The sequence below is a fragment of the Streptomyces sp. NPDC086147 genome, from assembly GCF_040702165.1.
GTDB lineage: Bacteria > Actinomycetota > Actinomycetes > Streptomycetales > Streptomycetaceae > Streptomyces.
On record NZ_JBFBJO010000003.1, the window covers coordinates 158,060 to 183,120 of the forward strand.

Annotated in this window: 20 protein-coding genes and 1 riboswitch; of the genes, 9 read left to right on the plus strand and 11 right to left on the minus strand. The window is 71.7% G+C overall.

All coding sequences use genetic code 11. The features are described from left to right. Positions 1-6: 6 nt before the first annotated feature. On the plus strand, positions 7-903 hold the full coding sequence (locus tag AB0398_RS08810; protein WP_366373164.1) for an LLM class flavin-dependent oxidoreductase: 897 nt from the start codon (positions 7-9) through the stop codon (positions 901-903). A gap of 48 nt (positions 904-951) precedes the next feature. On the opposite strand, the gene AB0398_RS08815 is transcribed toward AB0398_RS08810, so the two are convergent. Next, positions 952-1,224 carry a hypothetical protein gene (locus AB0398_RS08815; RefSeq protein ID WP_366373165.1) on the minus strand — a complete coding sequence of 91 codons (273 nt, stop codon included), beginning with the start codon at positions 1,222-1,224 and terminating at the stop codon, positions 952-954. Positions 1,225-1,546: 322 nt separating this feature from the next. Here AB0398_RS08815 and AB0398_RS08820 point away from each other — a divergent pair, with 322 nt between their 5' ends. Then, positions 1,547-2,437, plus strand: coding sequence for a Cof-type HAD-IIB family hydrolase (locus tag AB0398_RS08820; protein WP_366373166.1), 891 nt, complete (start codon positions 1,547-1,549; stop codon positions 2,435-2,437). Between the two features lie 69 nt (positions 2,438-2,506). Here the strand turns inward: AB0398_RS08820 and AB0398_RS08825 are convergent, their stop codons facing one another. The 5 genes from AB0398_RS08825 to hisC form a co-directional block, all read right to left on the minus strand. Beyond that, positions 2,507-4,219, minus strand: coding sequence for a GAF domain-containing protein (locus AB0398_RS08825; protein ID WP_366373167.1), 1,713 nt, complete (start codon positions 4,217-4,219; stop codon positions 2,507-2,509). Positions 4,220-4,242: 23 nt separating this feature from the next. Beyond that, a complete protein-coding gene (gene cydD / locus AB0398_RS08830; protein ID WP_366373168.1) occupies positions 4,243-7,920 on the minus strand; it encodes a thiol reductant ABC exporter subunit CydD in 3,678 nt (1,225 codons plus the stop codon). A gap of 26 nt (positions 7,921-7,946) precedes the next feature. Beyond that, a complete protein-coding gene (gene cydB / locus AB0398_RS08835; RefSeq protein WP_366373169.1) occupies positions 7,947-8,951 on the minus strand; it encodes a cytochrome d ubiquinol oxidase subunit II in 1,005 nt (334 codons plus the stop codon). A gap of 18 nt (positions 8,952-8,969) precedes the next feature. After that, positions 8,970-10,478, minus strand: a complete 1,509-nt coding sequence (locus tag AB0398_RS08840) for a cytochrome ubiquinol oxidase subunit I (protein ID WP_366373170.1) — start codon at positions 10,476-10,478, stop codon at positions 8,970-8,972. Positions 10,479-10,843: 365 nt separating this feature from the next. After that, entirely contained in the window at positions 10,844-11,941 is a 1,098-nt protein-coding gene (hisC, locus tag AB0398_RS08845; protein ID WP_366373171.1) for a histidinol-phosphate transaminase, read from the minus strand. Between the two features lie 369 nt (positions 11,942-12,310). On the opposite strand from hisC, the gene AB0398_RS08850 reads away from it, so the two are divergent. The 4 genes from AB0398_RS08850 (at position 12,311) to AB0398_RS08865 (ending at position 17,302) form a co-directional block, all read left to right on the plus strand. Continuing rightward, positions 12,311-13,417: a LacI family DNA-binding transcriptional regulator gene (locus tag AB0398_RS08850; protein WP_366373172.1), complete on the plus strand. Its 1,107-nt coding sequence runs from the start codon at positions 12,311-12,313 to the stop codon at positions 13,415-13,417. Positions 13,418-14,222: 805 nt separating this feature from the next. Further along, positions 14,223-15,284, plus strand: a complete 1,062-nt coding sequence (locus AB0398_RS08855) for a metallophosphoesterase (RefSeq protein ID WP_366373702.1) — start codon at positions 14,223-14,225, stop codon at positions 15,282-15,284. Positions 15,285-15,457: 173 nt separating this feature from the next. Continuing rightward, positions 15,458-16,102: a hypothetical protein gene (locus AB0398_RS08860; protein WP_366373173.1), complete on the plus strand. Its 645-nt coding sequence runs from the start codon at positions 15,458-15,460 to the stop codon at positions 16,100-16,102. 96 nt (positions 16,103-16,198) lie between these two features. Next, positions 16,199-17,302: a hypothetical protein gene (locus tag AB0398_RS08865; RefSeq protein ID WP_366373174.1), complete on the plus strand. Its 1,104-nt coding sequence runs from the start codon at positions 16,199-16,201 to the stop codon at positions 17,300-17,302. Positions 17,303-17,312: 10 nt separating this feature from the next. On the opposite strand, the gene thiC is transcribed toward AB0398_RS08865, so the two are convergent. Further along, positions 17,313-19,115 (minus strand): phosphomethylpyrimidine synthase ThiC, encoded by a 1,803-nt coding sequence (thiC, locus tag AB0398_RS08870; protein ID WP_366373175.1) that lies wholly within the window; start codon positions 19,113-19,115, stop codon positions 17,313-17,315. After that, a riboswitch (TPP riboswitch) is annotated at positions 19,109-19,255 on the minus strand. It overlaps the preceding gene by 7 nt. Before the next feature lie 71 nt (positions 19,256-19,326). Here thiC and AB0398_RS08875 point away from each other — a divergent pair. After that, positions 19,327-20,751 (plus strand): YibE/F family protein, encoded by a 1,425-nt coding sequence (locus tag AB0398_RS08875; protein ID WP_366373176.1) that lies wholly within the window; start codon positions 19,327-19,329, stop codon positions 20,749-20,751. A 191-nt stretch (positions 20,752-20,942) separates the two neighbouring features. Here the strand turns inward: AB0398_RS08875 and AB0398_RS08880 are convergent, their stop codons facing one another. From AB0398_RS08880 to AB0398_RS08895, 4 genes are all read right to left on the minus strand, one after another. Further along, on the minus strand, positions 20,943-21,383 hold the full coding sequence (locus tag AB0398_RS08880) for an SsgA family sporulation/cell division regulator (protein ID WP_053640100.1): 441 nt from the start codon (positions 21,381-21,383) through the stop codon (positions 20,943-20,945). A 138-nt stretch (positions 21,384-21,521) separates the two neighbouring features. Beyond that, entirely contained in the window at positions 21,522-22,292 is a 771-nt protein-coding gene (locus AB0398_RS08885; protein ID WP_366373177.1) for a helix-turn-helix domain-containing protein, read from the minus strand. Between the two features lie 367 nt (positions 22,293-22,659). Further along, positions 22,660-22,878: a DUF5326 family protein gene (locus AB0398_RS08890; protein ID WP_366373178.1), complete on the minus strand. Its 219-nt coding sequence runs from the start codon at positions 22,876-22,878 to the stop codon at positions 22,660-22,662. Positions 22,879-23,085: 207 nt separating this feature from the next. Continuing rightward, positions 23,086-23,403, minus strand: coding sequence for a cupin domain-containing protein (locus AB0398_RS08895; RefSeq protein ID WP_030206848.1), 318 nt, complete (start codon positions 23,401-23,403; stop codon positions 23,086-23,088). Between the two features lie 50 nt (positions 23,404-23,453). Between AB0398_RS08895 and AB0398_RS08900 the strand changes: the two genes are divergently transcribed. Then, positions 23,454-23,831: a phage holin family protein gene (locus AB0398_RS08900; protein WP_366373179.1), complete on the plus strand. Its 378-nt coding sequence runs from the start codon at positions 23,454-23,456 to the stop codon at positions 23,829-23,831. Continuing rightward, positions 23,832-25,013, plus strand: a complete 1,182-nt coding sequence (locus tag AB0398_RS08905) for a cystathionine gamma-lyase (RefSeq protein WP_366373180.1) — start codon at positions 23,832-23,834, stop codon at positions 25,011-25,013. Positions 25,014-25,061 lie beyond the last annotated feature (48 nt).

Below are 25,061 nucleotides of genomic sequence, written 5' to 3' on the forward strand. Positions count from 1 at the left end.
GTCCCCATGCGACTGAGCACTGTGATCCTGCCGACCGACCGCTGGCACGAGGGAGGCCGCGCCAAGTGGCGGCGCGCCGAGGAACTCGGCTTCCACACCGCGTACACCTACGACCACCTCTCCTGGCGGACCTTCCGGGACGGGCCGTGGTTCGGCGCGGTGCCCACGCTCTCCGCCGCCGCGGCGGTCACCGAGCGGCTCCGGCTCGGCACGCTCGTCACCTCGCCGAACTTCCGGCACCCGGTGACGCTCGCCAAGGACCTGATCACCCTGGACGACGTCTCCGACGGGCGGATCACGCTCGGCATCGGCGCGGGCGGCAACGGCTTCGACGCCACCGCGCTCGGACAGGAGGCGTGGACGCCGAAGGAGCGGGCGGACCGGTTCGGGGAGTTCGTGGCGCTGCTCGACCGGCTGCTCACCAAGGACGCGGTGACGGAGCGGGGCACGTTCTACGCGGCGGACGAGGCGCGGAACGTCCCGGGCTGTGTCCAGCGGCCCCGGCTGCCGTTCGCGGTGGCCGCGACCGGGCCGCGCGGGATGCGGCTGGCCGCGCGGTACGGGCAGGCGTGGGTGACGACCGGTGACCCGAAGCTGTACGAGGAGGGGGCCCCGGAGCAGTCGGTGGCGGCGCTGCGCGGCCAGATCGACCGGCTCGGCAAGGCCTGCGCCGAGTCCGGGCGGGACGTCGCCGAACTCGGCAAGATCCTGCTCACCGGCTTCACCCCGGACCGCAACCGGCCGCTGGAGTCCGTGGAGGCCTTCGTGGACTTCGCCGGACGCCACCGCGAGCTCGGCTTCACCGAGATCGTGGTCCACTGGCCGATTCCGGACTCCGACTTCGCCGCCGACCAGGCCGTCTTCGAGTCCATCGCCACGGAGGCCCTGTCCCGGCTGGGATGACGCACGGCGCCCCCGTGCCCGTCGGTCGGCCCCGATCGGAGCCTCCGGTCAGGCCTCCCGCCCGGTGGGGCGACGCTTCTGGGCGGGCAGGGCCGGGAGCTTGGTGAGGGCCAGGGCGGCGGGCAGGACCATGTCGTCGGGCGGTTCCAGGGCATCGGCCAGGCCCGCCAGGATGTCGCCCACCAGGACCGGCTCGCGAGCGGGTCGGTCCGCTCCGGTCCGCTCGCACGCGGAACAGAGGGCCATGCCCAGGCTCGCGACCCACACCCCGTACGGAGCGCCGCAGAAGTCGCACTCCTCGCTCCGCCGTCCCGCGACCATGCCCCCGCCCCTCAGAGACGCCGTCAGCCTTCCGGAGTCTTCCCCGCCACCCGTAAAAACGAACGGATGTTTACGGCCATGTCGGAACGAGCCGGATGCGGCACGTCCGCGGAACGGTGATCCGGGCGGACGCGCGGGTGACGGGGAGCGGGAGCCTTTCCCTTGGCGGGAGGCCGTGGATCGGGACGGGCGGGGCCCGGCGCGAGTCGCTGTGACCGGAAGACCCCTCCGACGGCTCGAATCCGGCCCTCCGTCCCCCTTTCTCCCACTCATATGTGCGGCTCCCCGCACGCCCGTGCGCGTCGTGCGGAAGAATGGGACGGTGACCTCTCCCCGTTCTCCGCGCTCCCCGCGGTCTCCGCGTCCTTCCGTCCCGGCGCCCCGGCTGATCGCCACCGACCTCGACGGCACGCTGCTCCGCGACGACAAGACCGTCTCCGAGCGCACGGTCGCCGCCCTCGCCGCAGCCGAGCGGGCGGGGATCGAGGTCTTCTTCGTCACCGGCCGCCCGGCCCGCTGGATGGACGTCGTCAGCGCGCACGTCCACGGGCACGGCATGGCGATCTGCGCCAACGGCGCCGCCGTCGTCGACCTCCACTCCGGAGGCACCTTCCTGGAGGTCCGCCCGCTGGAGCGGCCGGTCGCCCTCGACGTCGTCGAGGCCCTGCGCGCCTCCGCGCCCGGGACCTCCTTCGCCGTGGAGCTCACCACCGGCATCCACTACGAGCCGCACTACCCGCCCTTCTTCCTCGACCCCGGCGCCACCGTCGCCACCGCCGAGAAGCTCCTCTTCGAGGAGGAGGCCGGCGCCGCGGCCCCCGTGCTCAAGCTGCTCGCCCAGCACCCGGAGCTGGACCCCGACGCGTTCCTCGCGGTGGCCAGGGCGACCGCGGGCGACCGGGCCGCCTTCACCCGGTCCAGCCCGACCGCCCTCATCGAGATCAGCGGGCTCGGCGTCTCCAAGGCCTCCACGCTCGCCCTGTGCTGTGCCGAGCGCGGCATCACGGCCGAGGAGGTCGTCGCCTTCGGCGACATGCCGAACGACATCGAGATGCTCACCTGGGCGGGCCGCTCGTACGCGATGGGCAACGCCCACCCGGACGTGATCACCGCCGCCTCGGGCCGTACGACCGGCAACAACGAGGACGGAGTGGCCGTCGTCATCGAACAGCTCGTCGCCGAGGCCCTCGCCGGAACCGCGGGCCCGCACTAGGGCCCGCCTGGCGCACAGGGCCTCCCCGGGACCTGGTCACGCCCCCGCACCGGGCACGACCGACCGGTCCTACAGCGGCGCCTCCCACACGACCGTCGTCCCTCCGCCGTCCTCCCCGAGCCCCGGCCCGCACCAGCTCGCGCCGCCCAGGGACTCCGCCCGGCGCGCCAGGTTCCGCAGGCCGCTGCGCCGGCCGCCCGCCGGGATGCCGACGCCGTCGTCGGCGACCGACAGGCGCACCCCGGCGGAGCCGTCGGGCAGGGTGACACCGGCGTCGACCACCACCTCGATCCGGCTCGCGTCGGCGTGCCGGAACGCGTTGGACAGCGCCTCGCGCAGCGCGGCGACGAGGTTCTTGCCGGTGAGCTCGCCGACCGTCGAGTCGAGCGCGCCGAGGAAGCGGTGCGCGGGCTTGAAGCCGAGCGGCACGGCCGCCATGTTGATCTCCCGCAGGACGCGGGTGCGCAGCCCCGACGGGGCCTCGGCGGGTCCCTGCTGGAGCGCGAAGATCGCCGTGCGGATCTCCTGGATGGTCACGTCCAGCTCGTCCACGGCCTTGCCCACGCCCTCGCGCACCGCCGGAACGATCGATCTGCGCTGGGCGCTCTCCAGCATCATGCCGGTGGCGAAGAGCCGCTGGATGACCAGGTCGTGCAGGTCACGGGCGATCCGGTCGCGGTCCTCGTACACGGCGAGGCGCTCCCGGTCCCGCTGCGCGTCGGCCATCATCAGGGCGAGCGCCGCCTGCGAGGCGAACTGGGTGGCGAGCGTCCGCTCCAACTCCGTGAAGGGGCGGCCGTCCCGTGCGCGCGGCATCGCGAGCGCCCCGAGCACCCGCCCGCCGCTCTGCAGCGGAAGGATCATGCTCGGCCCGTAGACCGAGGTCATCGGGCTGTTCATGCGCGGATCCGAGGAGGCGTCCGGGACGAAGACCGCCTCGCCCTCGAAGAGCAGCTCCACCACGTCGCTCTCGGGCGGGATCACCGTGCCCAGCCACTTCGTGGACCGGGGCGAGGAGATGGCGACGACCTCCAGGCCGCCCTCCTCGGCGGGGAGCAGCACGATGCCGGCGTCCGCGTCGGCGAGCCGGCGGGCCTGCTCGGCGACGACCGTGAGGGCGTCGTCGGCGTCGCCGCCGGAGAGCAGGGCGGTGGTGACGGCGACCGAGCCGTCGATCCACCGCTCGCGCTGCCGGGCCGCCTCGTACAGACGGGCGTTGCCGATGGCGATGCCCGCCTCGGTGGCGAGCACCCGGACCATGTGCACGTCGTAGTCGTTGAACCCGTCCCCGCCGCGCTTCTCCGCGAGGTACAGATTGCCGAAGATCTCGCCCTGGACCCGGATGGGGACGCCGAGGAAGGACCCCATCGGCGGGTGCCCCGGCGGGAAGCCCGCCGCGCGCGGATCCTTCGAGAGGTCGGCGAGGCGGATGGTCTGCGGATCGCGGATCAGCGCGCCGAGCAGCCCCGCGTGGCCGTCGGGGCGGCGCCCGATCCGGCGGGCCGTGTCCTCGTCGACGCCGAAGGTGACGAAGTCGGAGAGGCCGTCGCCCTCGTCGTCGACGACGCCGATCGCCGCGTACCGGGCGTCGGCGAGCTCGGCGGCGGTCTCGCAGATGCGGTCAAGGGTGGAGTGGAGTTCGAGCCCGGTGCCGACCGAGCGCATGGCCTCCAGGAGCTGCGGTACGCGGGCGGTGAGCTCCGTGGAGAGCCCCTGGAGGCTGCGGGTGGCCCGGGTGGCGGCTTCCAGGGGGTCCGGGGGGCCGGACTCGGTGGCGGTCATGGCTTGAGCCTAGTAAGTCCTATTTAGCGAGAAAAGTCGGCTGCGCTGGTCGCCGCGGCGGAGACGGCGGTGGTCGTGGCGGCAGTGGCAATGACGGTGGCAGTGGTCGCGGTGGCAGTGGTCGCGGTGACGGCGGTCGCGGTGACGGCGGTCGCCAGCAGGTCGGTCGCCCGCTCCTGCTCCAGCATCCGGCGCAGCGGCCCGTCCTCCGCCGCGAGCTCGGCGTACGAGCCGCGCTGCACGGTCCTGCCCCCGTCCAGGACGAGCACCTCGTCGACGGCGTCGAGGCCGTGCAGCCGGTGGGTGATGAGGACGGTGGTGCGGCCCTCGGTGGCCCGGAGCAGGTCGTCGGTGAGCGCGTCGGCGGTGGCGAGGTCCAGGTGCTCGGCCGGTTCGTCGAGGACGAGGACCGGGAAGTCGGCGAGGAGGGCCCGCGCGAGCGCGAGCCGCTGCCGCTGGCCGCCGGAGAGCCGCGCGCCGTGCTCGCCCACGAGGGTGTCGAGCCCCTCGGGCAGCCCGTCCACCCAGTCGAGCAGCCGGGCCCGGCGCAGCGCGTCGCGCAGCTCCCCGTCGTCCGCGCCGACCCTGGCGAGCCGCAGGTTCTCGCGGACGGAGCTGTCGAAGAGGTGCGCGTCCTGGGCGCAGAGGCCGACCAGGCGCCGGACCGCGTCCCCGTCCAGTTCCCCGGCGGGCACGCCGCCGAGCCGGTACGTGCCGTGCTCCACGTCCAGGAACCGCAGCAGCACCTGGGCGAGCGTGGTCTTGCCCGAGCCGGACGCGCCGACGACGGCGACCCGGCGCCCGGCCTCCAGGGTGAGCCCGAAGCCGGTGAGCGCCGGACGCTCCTGCCCGGCGTACCGGGCGGAGACCCCGGAGAGTTCGAGGGGGAACGGACCCACCGGGGGAGCGGCGGGCGTGTGCGGCTCGTGTACGGGCACGGGGGCGTCGAGCACCTCGAAGACCCGCTCGGCACTGTGCTTGACCCGCTGCCGGTACTGGACGGCGAGCGGAAGCCCGGTCACGGCCTCGAAGGCGGCGAGCGGGGTCAGGACGACCACGGCGAGGGACACCCCGTCGAGCCGCCCGTCCCGCACGGCCTGGACGCCGACGAACGTGGCGGCCGCGACCGTCAGGCCGCAGACCAGGGCGGAGAGCCCGGCCCCGAGCGCGGTGGCGGCGGCCTGCCGGGAGGCGATGCCGGTGAGGACGCGGTCGGCCTCCCGGGCCCTTTCGGTACGGCTCCGCAGCGCGCCGGCCACCGTCAGCTCGGCGCAGCCGCGCAGCAGGTCGGCCACGGAGGTCGCCAGGGCGCCGCGCGCGGGGGCGAGCCGCCGTTCGGCCCGGCGGGCGAGGGCCCCGCCGGCCGCCGGTACGGCGATCCCCGCGACCAGCAGGCCCACGGCGAGGACGGCCCCGGCCTCGGGCAGCAGCCAGGCGGTGAACGCAACGGCACCGATGCCCACGGCGAGCGCGGCGCCCACCGGGAGCAGCCAGCGCAGCCAGTAGTCCTGGAGCGCGTCGACGTCCTGGACGAGCCGGGCGAGCAGGTCACCGCGCCGCGTGCGCCGCAGTCCGGCCGGGGCGATCCGCTCCAGGCGCCGGTAGACGGAGACCCGCAGGTCGGCGAGCATCCGCAGGACGGCGTCGTGCGAGACGAGCCGCTCGGCGTACCGGAAGACGGCCCGGCCGATGCCGAAGGCGCGCGTGGCGGTGACCGCCATCATCAGATGGAGGACGGGGGGCTGTTCGGAGGCCCGGGAGATGAGCCAGCCGGAGACGGCCATGAGTCCGACGGCGGACCCGAGGGCGAGGCTCCCGAGCAGCAGCGCGAGCGCCATGCGCCCCTTGAGCTCCCCGGCCATGTCCCGGATCCGCCGCAGCACACCGCCCGGAGCCACGGCGTCGGCGGCGGCAGCGACCGTCTCGGCCGCGTCGGCCACCCCGGCCCCACCGACCGGACCGGTCGCGGTGCCGGACCAGACCACCGCTTCTGCCGTGCCGGGTGCCCCGGCTCCGGCCGCGTCACCGGTCGGCGGCGACGCCACCGGTGTCCCGGTGTCCGTTCCCAGCCTCACCACCCGGTCCGCCACCGCGAGCAGCGCCGGGCGGTGGACCACGAGCAGGACCGTCCGGCCGGCCGCGAGGCGTCGGACCGCGTCGACCACGCCCGCCTCCGTCTCCCCGTCGAGCGCGGCCGTGGGCTCGTCGAGCAGCAGCAGGGGCCGGTCGGCCAGGAACGCGCGGGCGAGCGCGAGCCGTTGCCGCTGCCCCGCCGAGAGTCCGGCGCCGTCCTCGCCGAGCGGGGTCTCGGTCCCGTCCGGCAGCTCCGCGACGAACCCGTCCGCCCCCGCGTCCCGCAGGGCCTTCCGTACCGCCTCGTCGGAGGCGTCCGGGCGGGCGAGCCGTACGTTCTCGGCGATCGTCCCCGCGAAGAGGTACGGGCGCTGCGGCACCCAGGCGATCCGTGACCGCCACGCCTCCGGGTCGAGCCCCGCGAGGTCCTCGCCGCCGACCCGGACCGTGCCGCCCGGCTCCGGGGCGGTGAACCCGAGGACCACGTCGAGCAGCGTCGACTTGCCCGAACCGCTCGGTCCGACCAGGGCCACCGTCTCGCCCGGCTCGACCGTCAGCGTCGCCGCGTCGAGCGACGGCTCGGCGCGCCCCGCGTGCCGTACCGTCACGGCGTCCAGTGCGAGGCGCACGGAGTCCGGGGCCGCGCCCGTTCCCCCATCCCGTACCGGCCGCTCCAGGACGTCGAAGATCTCCTCCGCCGCCGCGAGCCCCTCCGCCGCCGCGTGGTACTGCGCCCCCACCTGTCGCAGCGGGAGGTACGCCTCGGGCGCCAGGATCAGGATGACGAGCCCGGTGTAGAGGTCGAGGTCGCCGTGGACGAGCCGCATGCCGATGGTCACGGCGACGAGGGCGACCGACAGGGTGGCGAGGAGTTCGAGGGCGAAGGAGGAGAGGAAGGCGATCCGCAGCGTGCGCATGGTCGCCTGCCGGTACTCGGAGGTGATCGCGCGGATCGACTCGGCCTGGGCCTTCGCCCGGCCGAAGATCTTGAGGGTGGGGAGGCCGGCCACTACGTCCAGGAAGTGGCCGGAGAGCCGCGAGAGCAGTTTCCACTGCCGGTCCATCCGGGCCTGGGTGTACCAGCCGATGAGGATCATGAAGAGCGGGATCAGCGGCAGCGTGACGACGATGATCGCCGCCGAGACCCAGTCCTCGGTGACGATCCGGGCCAGGACCGCCACCGGCACGACCACCGCGAGGCCCAACTGGGGCAGGTAGCGGGCGAAGTAGTCGTCGAGCGCGTCCACCCCCCGGGTCGCGAGGGCGATCAGCGAACCGGTCCGCTGCCCGCTGAGCCATCCCGGCCCGAGCGCGGCGGCACGGCCGAGGAGCCGCCCCCGGAGTTCGGACTTGACCGCCGCGCTCGCCCGGTGGGCGGCGAGCTCGGTCAGCCAGGAGACCAGCCCCCGCGCCACCGCCACTCCGGCGAGCAGCAGCAGGGGCGTGGCCAGGGCGGAAACCGACCGGCCCTGTTGGAAGGAGCCCACCACGACCTCGGCGACGAGCATCGCCTGCGCGACGACCAGCGCCGCTCCGACGAGGCCGAGCACGACCACCGCGATCAGGAAGAGACGGGTGGCACGGGCGTACCGGAGCAGACGCGGGTCGATCGGTTTCACGTGAAACATGCCCCTTCTCTGAGCGCCGGCCGGCCCTAGTGGGCGGCGTCGGCGATGTGCTGCGTACCGATCCGCTTGCGGAACACCCAGTAGGTCCAGCTCTGGTAGAGCAGCACCAGCGGGGTCGCGATCGCGGCGCACCACGTCATGATCTTGAGCGTGTACGGGCTCGACGAAGCGTTCGTCACGGTAAGGCTCCACTCGGGGTCGAGCGAAGAGGGCATGACGTCCGGGAAGAGCGCCAGGAAGAGCATCGCCACCGAGGCGGCGATCGTGATGCCCGAGAGCGCGAACGACCAGCCCTCGCGCCCCGCCCTTATGGCGACGATCGCGCCGACGAGCGCCACCACGGCGACCACCATCGCCACGAAGCTGGCGGCGCCGCCCGTGTGGACCTGGGTCCAGAGCAGGAAGACGAGCGCGACCACCGCCGTGACCAGACCCAGCTTGAGCGCGAGCGCCCGGGCCCGTACCCGGATGTCCCCGACCGTCTTCAGCGCGGCGAAGACCGCGCCGTGGAAGGTGAAGAGGGTGAGCGTGACCAGTCCGCCGAGGAGCGCGTACGGGTTGAGCAGGTCGAAGAAGGTGCCCACGTACTCCATGTCCGCGTCGATCTTCACGCCCCGGACGATGTTGCCGAAGGCCACGCCCCAGAGGAACGCGGGGAGCAGCGAGGTCCAGAAGATGGCCTGCTCCCAGTTGCGCTGCCAGTTCTCCTCGGGCCGCTTCGCCCGGTACTCGAAGGCCACGCCCCGGATGATCAGACAGACCAGGATGAGCAGCAGCGGCAGGTAGAAACCGGAGAACAGCGTCGCGTACCACTCGGGGAACGCGGCGAAGGTGGCGCCGCCGGCGGTGAGCAGCCACACCTCGTTGCCGTCCCAGACGGGACCGATGGTGTTGATGAGGACCCGCTTCTCGGGCCGGTCGCGCGCCAGCAGCTTGGTCAGGATGCCGATCCCGAAGTCGAAGCCCTCCAGGAAGAAGTAGCCGGTCCAGAGGACGGCGATGAGTACGAACCAGACGTCGTGAAGTTCCATGCCTCGGTCTCCTGAGCCTCAGTACGAGAAGGCCATGGGCCGGTCGGGGTCACGGGTGTCCCCGCCGATCTTGGTGGGCGGGTTGAGGTCGTCGTCGGTCAGCTCGGGCGGCCCCGCCTTGACGTACTTGACGAGGAGCTTGACCTCGATGACCGCGAGGACGGCGTAGAGCAGGGTGAAGCCGATCATCGAGGTGAGGACCTCGGCCTGGGAGACGCCGGGGGAGACCGCGTCCCGGGTGCGCAGCACGCCGTAGACGACCCACGGCTGACGGCCCATCTCGGTGAAGATCCAGCCCCAGGAGTTGGCGATCAGCGGGAAGAGCATCGTCCAGAGCGCGACGATCCAGTACCACCTGCCGATACGGGGACTGAGGGCCTTGCTCTTGAAGAGGACCAGGTTCGGCACCTCGTCCTCGCCCGTCCGCAGCCCCGGTGCCAGCATGAACTTCTTCCGGGTCAGCCAGAGGCCGATCATCCCCAGGGTCAGGGAGGCCATGCCGAAGCCGATCATCCAGCGGAAGCCCCAGTAGGCCACGGGGATGTTGGGCCGGTAGTCGCCGGGGCCGTACTTCTCCTGCTCGGCCTTGTTGACGTCGTTGATGCCGGGGACGTACGAGCTGAAGTCGTCGTTCGCGAGGAAGGACAGCAGGCCGGGGATCTCGACGGCGACCTTGTTGTGGCCCTTGTCGACGTCGCCGTAGGCGAAGATCGAGAAGGGGGCGGGCGCCTCGCCGTCCCAGAGCGCCTCGGCGGCGGCCATCTTCATCGGCTGCTGCTTGAACATGACCTTGCCGAGCAGGTCGCCGCTGATGGCGGTGCCGAGTCCGGCGATGATCAGGGTGATCAGGCCGAGCCGGAGCGAGGTCCGCATCACGGGGATGTGCTTCTTGCGGGCCAGATGGAAGGCGGAGATGCCGACCATGAACGCTCCGCCGACCAGGAAGGCCGCCGTGATGGTGTGGAAGAACTGGGTGACGGCCGTGTTCTGGGTGAGCACGAGCCAGAAGTCGGTGAGTTCCGCCCGGCCGCGCTCCTCGTTGATGCGGTAGCCCACCGGGTGCTGCATCCAGGAGTTGGCCGCCAGGATGAAGTACGCGGAGAGGACGGTGCCGATGGACACCATCCACATGCAGGCGAGGTGGATCTTCTTCGGCAGCTTGTCCCAGCCGAAGATCCACAGGCCGATGAAGGTCGACTCGAAGAAGAAGGCGATGAGCGCCTCGAACGCGAGCGGGGCACCGAAGATGTCGCCGACGAAGCGCGAGTAGTCGGACCAGTTCATGCCGAACTGGAACTCCTGCACGATGCCGGTGACGACGCCCATGGCGATGTTGATCAGGAAGAGCTTGCCCCAGAACTTCGTCGCCCTGAGGTACTTCTCGTTCTCCGTCCTCACCCAGGCGGTCTGGAGGCCGGCGGTGAGCGCCGCGAGGGAGATCGTCAGCGGGACGAAGAGGAAGTGGTAGACGGTGGTGATACCGAACTGCCAGCGCGCCAGGGTCTCTGGCGCAAGAGCGAGGTCCACGTCGCTTTCTCCTTACATCGCCGTGGTCACATCGGCAGTCCGCCCTGGCGAATCACCTCATAGAGGGACCAACCGGGGCGCGCTTGTGAACGCGTTCACATTCACAAGCATTATGGCTCATACGAAATCCGTACTTGTCTCCGGGGGCCCTTTACAGGGAGTCTCTTTCCTCACACGCGAACGGCCCCCGTGAGCGGTTGCTCACGGGGGCCGTCGAAACGCCTCTCGGCCCGGCTCGGCTCTGCCCGGCCCGGCTCTACCGGCCTCGGCTCTGCCCGTCTTGGCCCGGTCCGGTTCGGCCCTACCCGGCTCTACCTGACTCCGCCCTGCTCGGCTCGGCTCCAGTCGGCCCGGCCCGGCTCTGCTCAGAGCTCCTTGCGGAAGCCCTCCGCCGCCTGGATGAACAGGTCGTTCGCCTCGCCCTCGCCGATCGTGACGCGCACGCCCTCGCCGGCGAACGGGCGCACCACGACGCCGTGCCGCTCACAGGCCGCCGCGAAGTCCGCCGTCCGCTCGCCGAGCCGCAGCCAGACGAAGTTCGCCTGTGTGTCCGGAACGGTCCAGCCCTGCTCCACCAGGGCGGCGCGGACCCGCTCGCGCTCGGCCACCAGCGAGCCCACCCGGCCGAGCAGCTCGTCCTCGGCCCGCAGCGAGGCCACCGCCGCGTCCTGCGCCAGCTGGCTCACGCCGAACGGCACCGCGGTCTTGCGCAGCGCCGCCGCCACCGGCTCGTGGGCGACCGCGAAGCCGACCCGCAGCCCGGCCAGGCCGTACGCCTTGGAGAAGGTGCGCAGCACGGCGACGTTGGGCCGGTCGCGGTACAGCTCGATGCCGTCCGGGATCTCGGGGTCCCGCACGAACTCCTTGTACGCCTCGTCGAGCACGACCAGGACGTCGGAGGGCACCCGGTCGAGGAAGCGCTCCAGCTCCGCCCGGCGCACCGCGGTGCCCGTGGGGTTGTTGGGGTTGCAGACGAAGATCAGCCGGGTCCGGTCGGTGATCGCCGCCGCCATCGCGTCGAGGTCGTGCACCTCGCCGTCGGTCAGCGGCACCTGCACCGAGGTGGCCCCGCTGATCTGCGTGATGATCGGGTACGCCTCGAAGGAGCGCCAGGCGTAGATCACCTCGTCGCCCGGGCCCGAGGTCGCCTGGAGCAGCGACTGCGCGACCCCGACCGAGCCGGTGCCCGTGGCCAGGTGCGAGACCGGCACGCCGAAGCGCTCGGCCAGCTCCTCCATCAGACCGGTGCAGGCCATGTCCGGGTACCGGTTGAAGTTGTGGGCGGCGGCCAGCGCACTCTCCAGGACCCCCGGCAGCGGCGGGTAGGGGTTCTCATTGGAGGACAGCTTGAAGGCCACGGGCCCGCCCGCGGCGGCCGGCTTGCCCGGCTTGTAGGTGGGGACGCCGTCCAGCTCGGCGCGCAGCTTGGGGCTGCCGGTGCTCGTCCCGCTGGTCTCGCTCACAGTGTGGCCTCCTCGACCGTCCGTACCGCCAATACTGCTCACCTTAAGAGGATTCGCCTCCGCTGCGAATGGGCTGTGGACAACAGGAGGGACACGGCTTACGGAGAGCGGGGGCGCGCGCCCGGGTGGCGCGCGCCGGTGGCGGGCGCCGTGGCGCGCGTCCCCCGTAGAGGTGAGTTGAGACCTCTACGAGACTTCACCCCCTCGCCAGGCCTACACCACCCAACAACCACAAGCCGCAGGTCTAATCAGACAACTCCCTTTGATTCAAAGCCATTTAATAGATCTTGATCATGCAGAAACGTGCCTGTCAACATCTGCATATGCGATCGTCCCGACCGCCCCTCATCGCCCTACTATCGGCTCGCCATGACAGCAGCAGGGAAGCACCAGGTGAGCCGGGCACAGACCCGGGGAAGCCGGCAGGGCCGGGCGGGCATCAGGGACGTGGCCGCCGCCGCCGGGGTCTCCATCACGACTGTCTCCGACGCGCTCAACGGGAAGGGCCGGCTCCCCGACGCCACCCGCCGCCACGTCCGCGAGGTCGCCGACCGACTGGGCTACCGCCCGTCCGCGGCGGCCCGAACGCTCCGTACCGGCAAGTCGGGCCTCATCGGCCTGACCGTGACCACGTACGGGGATGAACCTTTCACCTTCACCGAATTCGCGTACTTCGCGGAGATGGCCAGGGCGGCCACGTCGGCCGCGCTCGCCCGGGGCTACGCCCTGGTCATCCTCCCCGCCACCTCCCGTCACGACGTCTGGTCGAACGTCGCCCTCGACGGCACCGTCGTCATCGACCCCTCCGACCACGACCCCGTCGTCACCGAACTGGTCCGCCAGGGCCTCCCCGTCGTCTCCGACGGGCGCCCCGCCGGCACCCTCCCGGTCACCGCCTGGGTCGACAACGACCACGAAGCCGCCGTACTCGACCTGCTCGACCACCTCGCCGACGCCGGCGCCCGCCGCATCGGCCTCCTCACCGGCACCAGCACGGACACGTACACCCGCCTGTCCACCACCGCCTACCTCAACTGGTGCGCGCGGGTGGGACAGGATCCCGTCTACGAGGCCTATCCGGCGCACGACCCGTGCGCGGGCGCCGTCGCGGCCGACCGGCTGCTCGCCCGCCCGGACCGGCCCGACGCCGTGTACGGCCTCTTCGACCCCAACGGAACCGACCTCCTCGCGGCCGCGCGCCGCTACGGCCTGCGCGTCCCGGACGACCTCCTGCTGGTCTGCTGCAGCGAGTCGGCCGGCTACGCCACCACCGAACCGCCCATCACGACGCTCTCGCTCAAACCGCGCCGGATCGGCACGGCCGTCGTCCAGCTCCTCATCGACGCCATCGAGGGGGTCGAGACCGACGGGCCGGTCGAGCAGGTGATACCGACCGAACTCATCGTCCGCACCTCCTCACAGCGCCGTCCGCCCCGCACGACGGTCAGTCCGCCGCGCTCGCCCGCGAAGGACTGACCCGAAGGACCGACCCCGAGAGGGACGTCTTCGAACACGCCGTTCCCGTCCCTGCCCGTGGGCGGGAGCGGCCAAACCGATCACCGCACCTGCCCCAACCCTGGACCGGACCTTCCTAATTCGGGCGAAACGACCGGTGAACCCGGAGTGGACCCGGATTCACCACCCCTGGTGCGTCACACAGGAGGACGCTCATTCCTATGATGGGCGGACGACACCGCGGACCACCCCGACCAGGCCGGTCCGCGATGTGCAGGGCATCGCGACGGTGGTGGAGGGGTCGATGACTCAGGGGGCCGGTCAGGAGCCCGTGGTACGCACGGCGACATTGCGTGACTTCCGCGTACCGCCGTACGCACGCGTGCCCGTACAGAGCCATGCGGTCGAGCCGTCGGGCCCAGAGCCGCTGCCGGCGTCCGCGCCGACGGAGCACGGGCACGCCGAACACCCGGCGCACCAGCCGGCCCCGGCGCACCACTCCGCCCCGGGCGCCCACCCGGAGCCGTACTCCCCCCCGGAGCCGCGCTCCGCCCCGGAGCCGCGCTCCGCCCCGGTCGAACACCCGGCACCGCGCTTCGTCCCGGCCGAACACCCGGAGTCGCACTCCGCCCCGGTCGAACAGCTGGCCCCGGCTCCGGACCCGCGTCCGGCCGCCGCCGGGCCGCTGCCCTCGGTCGCGCCCTCCCCGGCCGAGGCAGCGCAGGTTCCGGCGCCGATGCCGACGCACCCCCCGGCCGCCGAAGCCGCGCCGCAGCCGCCCGCGCCCCCGCTCCCGCTCCCGCCGCAGGCACCCGCACCCGCGCCCATGCCCGCCGACCCGACCCTCCACCTCGGTCACCGCACCACCGTGCCCCCGTACCCCGCCGCCGCGGCCCCCGCGGCCCCCGCCGCCTCCGGTCACCCCGGGAACGCGTTCCCCGAGGACGAGCTGCCCGAGGGGTACACGCCGACCGAGCGCGACCTGCCCGTCATCAACCGCGGCGACACCGTCCAGGTGAAGGTCTCCCCCGTGCCCGCCCCCGCCGGCGAGGTCCCGGCCGGCGACGGACCCGGCCCCCTCTACGTCGTCGGGGACGTCCACGGCTACCTCGACGAACTCCTCGCGGCCCTCCGCGCCCAGGGGCTCATCGACGAGAACGGCGGCTGGGCCGCGGGCAACGCCCGCCTCTGGTTCCTCGGCGACTTCACCGACCGCGGCCCCGACGGCATCGGCGTGATCGACCTGGTCATGCGGCTCTCCGCCGAGGCCGCCGCCGCCGGCGGCTACTGCAAGGCCCTGATGGGCAACCACGAACTGCTGCTCATCGGCGCCAAGCGCTTCGGCGACACCCCGGTCAACTCCGGCGCGGGCACCGCCACCTTCCAGGCCGCCTGGCTGCTCAACGGCGGCCAGAAGCAGGACATGGACCGGCTCCAGGACGTCCACCTCCAGTGGATGTCCCGGCTCGACGCCGTGGTGCGGGAGGACGACCACCTCCTCGTGCACTCGGACACCACCGCGTACCTCGAATACGGCGAGACCATCGAGGACGTCAACGACACGGTCCACGAGATCCTCAACCGGAACGACGCGGACGAGGTCTGGGACGTGTTCCGGAAGTTCACCAAGCGCTTCGCGTTCCGCGACGACGGGGGGCCGCAGGCCGTCCAGGAACTGCTCTCCACCTACGGCGGCAGCCGGATCGTGCACGGCCACAGCCCGATCCCGTACCTCCTCGGCCAGGTCGGCACCGAGGACGGCGAGGACGGCGGCGGCCCGGTCGTCCACGGACCGCACGTGTACGCCGACGGGCTCGCGATCGCCATGGACGGTGGAGTGACCATGGCCGGAAAGCTGCTGGTGGTCCAACTCCCCCTGAACGGCTGACCGGACGCCCGGCCTATCACCCTGCGCATCCGGGGAGGGCGATTTCCGGAAACACCCTGTCAGCCCGCTGCGTCGCCGCAATACCATCGGGTGCATCCGTAGCAGGCTCTCCTCCGTTTCCGCCCGCCCGGCCGCCTTTTCGCGGCCGTCACGGGCCTACGGAGCATCGGGGGATGCACATGAACGTGGCTCCGCACCTGCTGACCGAGGACCGCGCCGAGTACGAGCGGGTCCTCGACGACGCACTGAGCACCGCCCACGCACGTCCGGAACTCGCCGGGGTCGGCACCCGGCTCACGGTCGCGCAGCTACGCGCGATGACGCTGAACGCGACGGCGCTCGTCACCTCGGCGGCCGCGAGCGAGTACGACCACTTCGTGAAGGTCCGCGAGCAGAACCGCGCGGCCGTCGGGGCCCGTCCCCCGGCCGCGTACGACCGTCCCGGCCCCGGCGCGGGCGTCGTCGCGATCTTCACCGTCATGGTCCCCGTCCTCGCGGGTGCCGCCGCCGTGATCTTCCTGCTGGTCGGAGCGGTGCTGCACGCCCTGGCCCCCACCGTGGCGTTCGGCGCGACCCTGCTCACGGCCGGTCTGGTCTTCGGTTCCCTCGCCGCCGCCGGGCTGCTCTGCGCGGCCGTCGGAATCCTCGTGACGGCCCTGCGCAACAGCCCGGTCGAGGTGAGCACGGGCGGCCCGCCCGCCGCTCCGGACGACGAACTCTCGCGCGCCCGCGAGGCCTGGCGCCACGCCCTCCTCGAACGCGGCATCCTCCCCTTCCTGCGCAACGCCCTCGCCGCCACGAACCCCTCCGAACCCTGACGAGAGGCCCCACCCGCCGCCTCCGCACCCGCCGTGACGTCCTACGATGCGTCGGTCCTCCGGTGGAACCGGATCATCGTGCGGCCAAGGGAATCCATGCGCCTGTCCAGCTACATCGGGAAGGCCGCCATGGGCGCGGCGTCGATACCCCTCCTCGCCGGGTGCGCGGGGCAGCAGGTCGCGGGCGGGACCGTGGAGCCGACCGCGGAGAGGTCCGCCTCGGAGCGGACCGCGAAGAGACCCGCCTCCTGGACGGACCTGCCCGTGTGGACCGGCGCGCGGGACGTCGTCCACCGGTCGTACGAGGCCAGGATCACGGTCAAGAGCCTGGTCCGGGGCTCGGAGGAGGACATGCGGGGCGCCCGTGTGGACGAGGAGCTGAAGGGCATGGTCCCCCACTACCTCACCTTCCGGGTCACCAACACCGGCCGGAAGGAGCTCCCCGACGCCTACCTGGTGAGCAGCGACCTCGCCCTGAACGGCACCGACTGGACGCACGGGGAGAAGGTCTACGTCAGCGGCGGCAGATCGGACGGGGCCGACCTGCCCTGCGCGGACACCGCGCCGAAGACGCTGGCGCCCGGCGACTCGTACGACACCTGCGTGACCTATGTACTGCCCGAGGGCGTCGGCGTGCTGTCGCTGGCGCACAAGGCCGACGGCTACCTCGACGAAGGCGGGGCGGTCGCCATCTGGCCCGTCGAGGGCGGCCTCAAGGCGGCGTCCGCCGACCTGGCGGAGCCGGGCGACGTCGTCCGCGTCCGGTGGGACGCACGCGAGGACGGCATCCTCGAACTGCCCGCCACGCTGGTCTCCGTACGCCGGGGGAACGCGTCCGACCTCGCGGTCCTGGACCTCCTCCTCAACGAGAACGAGCGGCGCGGCGTCCCGTACTACGTGTCGGTCACCTACACCAACCCCGGGCCGAAAAACCTCTACCCCGACCAGGCGGGCCACGTCAGCCTGCTCACCGAGGGCGGTCGGCAGATACGAGGGAAGACCCCCTTCCCCCTCGACAGGTTCGGCAGGAAGATCCCCGGCTGCCCGTCCGACTGGGTCGCCCGGATGGTCCCGCCGGGCGACAGCGTGACGGAGTGCAGCGTCCACCTGGTGACGGACGACGGCGACAAGCCGTTCGCGGTGGGCTTCGCGGAGGCGGGCCGACCGGGCCTGGTGACCTGGCGGGCCCCCCTCCGCTGAGACGGCCTGATCAGCCGGCCGAGCCGCCGCCCGTCTCCGCGAGCGGCAGGTACACGCGGTTGCCCGCCGCCGCGAACTCCTTCGACTTCTCCGCCATGCCGGCCTCGATCTCCTGCTCCGTGCCGCCGTGTTCGCGGCGGATGTCCTGGGAGATCTTCATCGAGCAGAACTTCGGACCGCACATCGAGCAGAAGTGCGCGGTCTTCGCGGGCTCCGCCGGCAGCGTCTCGTCGTGGAACTCGCGCGCGGTGTCCGGGTCGAGGGCCAGGTTGAACTGGTCCTCCCAGCGGAACTCGAAGCGCGCGTCCGAGAGCGCGTCGTCCCACTCCTGCGCGCCCGGGTGCCCCTTGGCGAGGTCCGCCGCGTGGGCCGCGATCTTGTACGTGATGACACCGGTCTTCACGTCGTCGCGGTTGGGCAGGCCCAGGTGCTCCTTGGGCGTCACGTAGCAGAGCATCGCCGTGCCCCACCAGGCGATCATCGCCGCGCCGATGCCGGAGGTGATGTGGTCGTACGCGGGCGCGACGTCCGTGGTCAGCGGGCCGAGCGTGTAGAACGGCGCCTCCTCGCAGATCTCCTGCTGGAGGTCGATGTTCTCCTTGATCTTGTGCATCGGGACGTGTCCCGGGCCCTCGATCATCGTCTGCACGTTGTGGCGCTTGGCGATCGTGTTCAGCTCGCCGAGCGTCCTCAACTCCGCGAACTGGGCGGCGTCGTTGGCGTCGGCGATCGAGCCGGGGCGCAGGCCGTCGCCGAGCGAGTACGTGACGTCGTACGCCGCCAGGATCTCGCAGAGCTCCTCGAAGTGCGTGTAGAGGAAGTTCTCCCGGTGGTGCGCGAGGCACCAGGCGGCCATGATCGAGCCGCCGCGCGAGACGATGCCGGTCTTGCGGCGCGCGGTGAGCGGCACGTACGGCAGGAGCACGCCGGCGTGCACGGTCATGTAGTCCACGCCCTGCTCGGCCTGCTCGATCACCGTGTCCTTGTAGATCTCCCAGCTCAGCTCCTCGGCCCTGCCGTCGACCTTCTCCAGGGCCTGGTAGAGCGGCACGGTGCCGATCGGCACGGGGGAGTTGCGCAGCACCCACTCGCGGGTGGTGTGGATGTTGCGGCCGGTGGACAGGTCCATGACCGTGTCGGCGCCCCACTTGGTCGCCCAGGTCATCTTCTCCACCTCCTCCTCGATGGAGGAGGTGACGGCGGAGTTGCCGATGTTGGCGTTGACCTTCACCAGGAACCGCTTGCCGATGATCATCGGCTCGATCTCCGGGTGGTTGACGTTCGCCGGGAGCACGGCCCGGCCCGCCGCGATCTCCTCCCGCACGACCTCGGGGGAGACGTTCTCGCGGATCGCGACGTACTCCATCTCCGGCGTGATCTCGCCACGGCGGGCGTACGCGAGCTGCGTCACCGCCTGGCCGGAGCGGCCCCGGCGCGGCAGGCGGGGGCGGCCGGGGAAGACCGCGTCGAGGTTCTTGAGGCCGCCGCCGCGCGGCGAGGTGTGCTTGATGCCGTCGTCCTCGGGGCGGGCCGGGCGGCCCGCGTACTCCTCAGTGTCGCCGCGCGCGATGATCCAGTTCTCGCGCAGCGGCGGCAGGCCCCGCCGCACGTCGGTGTCGACGGTGGGATCGGTGTACGGGCCGGAGGTGTCGTACAGCGTGACGTCCCTGCCGTTGGTGAGGTGCACCTGACGGACCGGCACCCGCAGGTCGGGGCGCGAGCCCTGGACGTATCCCTTGTGCCAGCCCGGCGTGCGCCCGGCGGACTGGTCGTTCTGGTCGGAGGCAGGCGTGCGTGCGTCCTGAATGGTCATGAGACCGATCTCCCTACGCCGGCATTACCCGGTAACAGGTTCGGCGGTCGGCGCAGCCTCCTCCCGTACGTACATCGGTACGCGCGTACGGTGATCAGCGCCCTCTCAGCCCGGTGCTCCGAGCTCCCGCGTGTGCAAAGGTGTCACCACGCTAGCGCCATCCCGGGCGTGCTGAACAGTGGGCCCCCGCCGTTCTTGCGATGATCGGTCGGTGACTTCCCCCCAGCAGACCCCCGAGCCCCACGACCACTCCCACGGCCCGGACCCGTCCCACGGCCATGGATCCGGCGGCGGAGCAGGGCACGGATCCGGGCACGGCCCCGGTCATGGAGCCGGACACGGGCACAGCCACAGTCACGGGCCCGCCGCCCCCGTCTCCCGGCACCTGCGCAAGGTCATCGCCGCCGTCCTGGTCCCCTTCGCCACCGCCGTCCTGGTCGGGCTCGCGGTCCTGTGGCCCGGCGGCGCCCCGCCGCACGAGCGCACCGGCGTCGGTTTCGACCGCCAGACCGAACAGGGCAAGGTCGTCTCCGTCGAGCAGGTCGACTGCAAGGTCGTGAACGCCGGTCAGGTCCCACCGACCGGGGACACCTCGACACCGGAGGGGCGCGAGGCGGTCGAGGCCCAGCAGGGGGACTGCAAGAGGGCGAAGATCGAGGTCACGACAGGAGCGAACAAGGGACGCGAGTTCACCGAGATCGTGCAGCCGGGCGCACCGCGCCAGCTGGAGGAGGGGCAGGGCGTGGTGGTGGCGTACGCCCCCGACGCCCCGTACGACCTCCAGTACTCGGTGACGGACGTAAACCGGAAGGTGCCGTTGGCGGTGCTCGCCGGCATCTTCGCCCTCGCGGTCGTGGCGGTCGGGCGGATGCGGGGGCTCATGGCCCTGGTCGCGCTCGCCGTGAGTTTCCTGGTGCTGATGTTCTTCATCCTGCCCGCGATCCTGCAGGGGTCGAACCCGCTGGTGGTGGCGGTGGTCGGGTCGAGCGCGATCATGCTGATCGCGCTCTACATGTGCCACGGCCTCTCGGCCCGCACCTCGGTCGCGGTGCTCGGCACGCTGATCTCGCTGCTGCTCATCGGGCTGCTCGGCTCGCTCTTCATCGGCTGGGCGTCGCTCAGCGGCAACACCGACGACAACACCGGCCTGATCAAGGGCCTCTACCCGGACATCGACATGTCCGGTCTGCTGTTGGCCAGTGTGATCATCGGTTCCCTCGGTGTGCTCGACGACGTGACCGTCACCCAGACCTCGGCCGTCTGGGAACTGCACCAGGCCGATCCGAGCATGGGGCCGCGCGGCCTGTACCGGGCGGGGATCCGGATCGGCCGCGACCACATCGCCTCGGTCGTGAACACGCTGGTGCTCGCCTACGCGGGCGCCGCCCTGCCGCTGCTGCTGCTCTTCTCCATCGCGCAGAGCAGCATGGGGACGGTGGCCAACAGCGAGCTGGTGGCCGAGGAGATCGTCCGGACGCTGGTCGGCTCGATCGGTCTGGTGGCGTCCGTGCCGGTCACCACGGCGCTCGCTGCGCTGGTGGTCTCCGCCGACCGCGCGGAGGGCGTCGACCGCCCGGGGACCGGCGGCCGGAAGCCCTCGTCCGCGCGGGGCGGACGCCGCCGCCGCGCCAAGTGACGCGCACGGTCCGTTCGTACGGTGCGTGCACGCGGCCTGCGCATGCGGCCCTGCACTCGGTCCGTACATGCGGCCCGTTCATGCGATCCGTGCACGCGGTCCGTTCGTACGGTCCGTCGGCGTGCCGGCTCGGGGGGTCGGCTACGCAGAAGGTCCGGATCAGGACGGCTCGGTGACGGTGCGTTCGTTCCTCAGGCCGGGCCGGCGTTCTCCTCGGCCAGGATCCGGCCCAGCGCCGCCTCCAGGTTGTCCTCGAAGTCGCCGAGCGTCCGTTCCTGACCGAGCGGAACCAGCTTGTCCGTACGGTCGAGGAAGGCGACGAGCGGTGGCGCGCTGGCCCGGAACAGGGCGCGGTCACCGCCGACCTGGAGCCGGATGGAGACGTCCGAGAGCCGCTCGGGCTCGGTCGGGGCGATGTGCACATCGCCGTCCCCGCTCGGCCGGTTGATCCCGTCGAGCAGCAGTTCACGGCCGAAGGCCCAGGTCACGGGTGCGTCCCCGGGGAGGTGGAACGTCATCCGCACCGCGTAGGGGTCCCGGGCCTCGTACCGCAGTTCGACCGGGATCTTGAAGGAGAGCTCCTCGGAGACGAGGAAGCTCATCAGGACCTCGGCCTGAACCGACTCTCGCATCATGTACCCCGCAGTAGATGAAGCAGTTGTGTAAACACAGCTGCTGAAAGCTGTGACCGAAACGGCCAGGAATGATCCCCCGTGGCCCTCTTGACGTAATCGTGCTGTAAGCACTAGCAGATCACAAGGAGTGATTTTTCAGATACTGATAGAGAACGCGAGCGACCTGAAGAGCCTTCCCATCTCGCTGCGTAGTTGCTCGATCGCTGGGAGCAACCGTTCTTGCTGGTGGAGGGGGAGGGAAATGGCCATTGCGGCCGCCGCGGACCCCACCGTGAGGGGGATTGCGGCACAGACCGTGCCGAGCGCATATTCCTGACGCTCCACCAGGGGCTCCATTCTCCCCAAACCGCCCAAACGATCCAAAAGCATGCTCCGGTTACTCACCGTGTACGGGGTGATGGATTCCACCGGGTGGCGGTCAAGGTGGTCTTGACGACTTTTCGGATCAAGTTGGCTCAAAATGCACTGCCCGATCGCGTGGGCGTGCGCCGTCTCGCGGAAATCGGCCCATTCCTCCACTGCGGGGGCGGAGGGGGTGTCGGCGACGGCGACGAGCTCGACCTCTCCCTCCCGGTAGACGGCGAAGTAGATCGGGGCGCCGATCTCGTCCCGCCAGCGGGCGAGAGAGTTCTCGATCTTGATGCGACGATTCTGCACAGCTCCGCCGGCGGCCAGACCGATGGCGGCGTCCCCCAGGACGAACACGCCCTTCTCGCGGAGCAGATAGCCCTCGTGCGTCAGGGTGCGGAGCAGGTGGTACGTGGTGGGCAGCTGGAGGCCGGTCTCGCGGGCGAGCTGTTTCGCCGGGGCGCCGTCCGGATGGGAGGCGACGGCCTCCAGGAGTCTCAGCGCGCGCTGCACCGAGCCGATCAGGGTAGGAGCGGTGGTCTGCGTAGCCGTGGCCAAAGGTCACCCCCAGGCGTGACGACGGATGCGTCGCACCCGCCCGCGGGGGCCGCCCCCGCGCCCGCCGGGCCTGGGAAACCGCTGGTCAGTAAGGAGGTCTACGCCTGTAGTCCCCATCGCGGCGGAGAGATTCCACTGTAGTGGCAGCCCTTGGACCCCCACCCGTCCAGTCCGGCCCGTTCCCTCGCCCGGGCTAACACTCTCCCTTGCCGCCATACCGATGAGTAGCTTGTGCTATCGGAGCCGGGCGGCCGGTCCCCCGTGGCCGGCCCTCGGCGGTCAGGCGTCGGCGGCCGGTTCCCCCGCCGGTCGGCCCTCGGTGGTCGGACCCCGGCTGCCGGTGCGGTTCCGTGTCGCCGGGCCTCCGCTACCAGTCCTCGCGCGACCGGCCGGAGGAGCTGAACCTCCGTACGACGTAGATCAGTCCGGCGACGAGGGCCACGAAGAGCAGCACCTTGAAGAGGAGACCGATCACGAAGGTCAGGACGCTGGTGATCAGTCCGCCGAAGACGAGCAGGGCGAGGGCGGGTATGGCGACCCACTTCACCCACCAGGGCATTCCCGCGAGCATCTCCCGTGCGGCCATCGTCCTACCTCGCTTCCGAAGATCCGTCCCGCGCACTCCGCGCCGAACACTCCCCAGGCTAGGTGTCGGAAAGGGCCGTCGGGGGCCGCGGGGCCCCCGCTCTCCCCTGATCCGCCCCCTAGGGGCCAGGGGTGTGCCGGACCCTCGAACCCCGACCCGGGGCCCGGGGCGAACCCCGACCCGGGACCTGCTCAGTCCTCCGGGGGCTCAGCCCTCCGGGGGCGAGAAGACCACCATGACCCGCAGGTCCTCGCTGATGTGGTGGAACTTGTGCTCCACCCCGGCCGGCACGTAGACCACGCTGCCGCGCGCCACCTGGGTCGTCTCCGTCCCGACCGTGATCGCCGCCCGGCCGCTCACCACGAAGTACACCTCGTCCTGGCGGTGCGGCTGCTGCGGGTCGAGCTCCCCGGCGTCCAGCGCGTACAGGCCGACCGACATGTTCCGCTCCCGCAGGAACTGGAGGTACGCGCCCTTGTTCGCGGCACGCTCCGCCTCCAGTTCGTCCAGCCGGAATGCCTTCATCGCCCGTCGCCCCTGCCTTCGGCCCGATCACGTCTGCCACGATCAGACACATGATGAATTTCCTAGTCAAGACGCTCGCGAACGCGGGCGCCCTGGGAGTCGCCGTCTGGCTCCTCCAGGACATCACCCTGACCGGTGAGAGCACCGGCAGGAAGGTCCTGACCCTCATTCTCGTCGCACTGGTCTTCGGCCTGGTGAACTTCCTGGTGAAGCCGGTCGTCCAGCTGTTCACGCTTCCCCTCTTCGTCCTGACGCTCGGCCTGTTCACCCTCGTGGTGAACGCCCTGATGCTGCTCCTCACCTCCTGGCTGGCCGACAAGCTCGACCTCAGCTTCCACGTGGAGGGCTTCTGGACCGCGGTCCTGGGCGCCCTGATCATCTCCGTCGTCTCCTGGGCACTGAACGTCGTGCTCCCCGAACAGGACTGAGTGAGCACCGTGACGCACCAGGAACACGCCTCCGGCACCGACCGGGGGACCGCCGCGCTGGGCGACGGGACCCGCGCGGTGCGGGCCGGACTGCCCGAGCCGGTGAAGTACGAGCCGACCCTCCCGGGCCCGGTGTTCGCCGCACACTTCCACCTGCCGGGCGAGCCGACCGGCCCATACACCTACGGCCGCGACGAGAACCCCACCTGGACCCATCTGGAGCGGGCGATCGGCGAGCTGGAGGCACCGGGGGAGGAAGGCGTCGAGACGCTGGTCTTCGCCTCCGGCATGGCCGCCATCTCCGCCGTCCTCCTCTCCCAGCTGAAGTCCGGCGACGCGGTGGTGCTCCCGACCGACGGCTATCAGGCGCTGCCCCTGCTCCACGAGCAGCTGCGGGCGTACGGCATCGAGGTCCGCACCGCGCCGACCGGGGGCGACGGACAGCTCGCCGTCCTCGAAGGGGCGCGGCTGCTGTGGATCGAGACCCCGTCCAACCCCGGGCTCGACGTCTGCGACATCCGCCGCCTGGTGCGCGAGGCGCACGCCGCGGGCGCGCTCGTCGCCGTCGACAACACCCTCGCCACCCCGCTCGGCCAGCGGCCCCTGGAGCTGGGCGCGGACTTCTCCGTCGCCAGCGACACCAAGGGCATGACCGGCCACGGCGACGTGCTGCTCGGCCACGTGAGCTGCCGCGATCCCGAGCGGGCCGCCGAGGTGCGGCGCTGGCGCAAGATCGTCGGAGCCATTCCCGGGCCCATGGAGGCCTGGCTCGCCCACCGCTCGCTCGCCACGCTCCAGCTGCGGATCGACCGCCAGTGCTCGACCGCCCTGGAACTGGCACGGACGCTCGCCGGACGGGCCGACGTCACCGGGCTGCGCTACCCGGGGCTGCCCGGCGACCCCTCGCACGCGGTGGCCGCCCGGCAGATGCGGCGCTTCGGACCGGTGGTCTCCTTCGAACTGGCGGACCGGAAGCGGGCCGACCGGTTCCTGGAGGCGCTGCGGCTCGTGGACGACGCCACCAGCTTCGGCGGAGTGCGCTCCACGGCGGAGCGGCGCGGGCGCTGGGGCGGGGACGCGGTCGCGGAGGGCTTCATCCGCTTCTCCGTCGGCGCCGAGGATCCCGAGGACCTGATCGCCGATGTGCTGCGCGCCCTCGACGAGACCGGTTCCACCGGCTGAACAGCGGGTACAGGTCTTCCCGTGTGGAACAGGGCGCTCCGAGCCTCC

Excerpts from the sequence above, each read along its gene's own strand:
- AB0398_RS08810 (WP_366373164.1), top strand. The coding sequence starts at position 7 with ATGCGACTGAGCACTGTGATCCTGCCGACCGACCGCTGGCACGAGGGA.
- AB0398_RS08815 (WP_366373165.1), bottom strand. The coding sequence starts at position 1,224 with ATGGTCGCGGGACGGCGGAGCGAGGAGTGCGACTTCTGCGGCGCTCCG.
- AB0398_RS08825 (WP_366373167.1), bottom strand. The coding sequence starts at position 4,219 with ATGACCGCCACCGAGTCCGGCCCCCCGGACCCCCTGGAAGCCGCCACC.
- cydD (WP_366373168.1), bottom strand. The coding sequence starts at position 7,920 with ATGTTTCACGTGAAACCGATCGACCCGCGTCTGCTCCGGTACGCCCGT.
- cydB (WP_366373169.1), bottom strand. The coding sequence starts at position 8,951 with ATGGAACTTCACGACGTCTGGTTCGTACTCATCGCCGTCCTCTGGACC.
- AB0398_RS08850 (WP_366373172.1), top strand. The coding sequence starts at position 12,311 with ATGACAGCAGCAGGGAAGCACCAGGTGAGCCGGGCACAGACCCGGGGA.
- AB0398_RS08855 (WP_366373702.1), top strand. The coding sequence starts at position 14,223 with ATGCCCGCCGACCCGACCCTCCACCTCGGTCACCGCACCACCGTGCCC.
- AB0398_RS08860 (WP_366373173.1), top strand. The coding sequence starts at position 15,458 with ATGCACATGAACGTGGCTCCGCACCTGCTGACCGAGGACCGCGCCGAG.
- AB0398_RS08865 (WP_366373174.1), top strand. The coding sequence starts at position 16,199 with ATGCGCCTGTCCAGCTACATCGGGAAGGCCGCCATGGGCGCGGCGTCG.
- thiC (WP_366373175.1), bottom strand. The coding sequence starts at position 19,115 with ATGACCATTCAGGACGCACGCACGCCTGCCTCCGACCAGAACGACCAG.
- AB0398_RS08880 (WP_053640100.1), bottom strand. The coding sequence starts at position 21,383 with ATGCGAGAGTCGGTTCAGGCCGAGGTCCTGATGAGCTTCCTCGTCTCC.
- AB0398_RS08890 (WP_366373178.1), bottom strand. The coding sequence starts at position 22,878 with ATGGCCGCACGGGAGATGCTCGCGGGAATGCCCTGGTGGGTGAAGTGG.
- AB0398_RS08895 (WP_030206848.1), bottom strand. The coding sequence starts at position 23,403 with ATGAAGGCATTCCGGCTGGACGAACTGGAGGCGGAGCGTGCCGCGAAC.
- AB0398_RS08900 (WP_366373179.1), top strand. The coding sequence starts at position 23,454 with ATGATGAATTTCCTAGTCAAGACGCTCGCGAACGCGGGCGCCCTGGGA.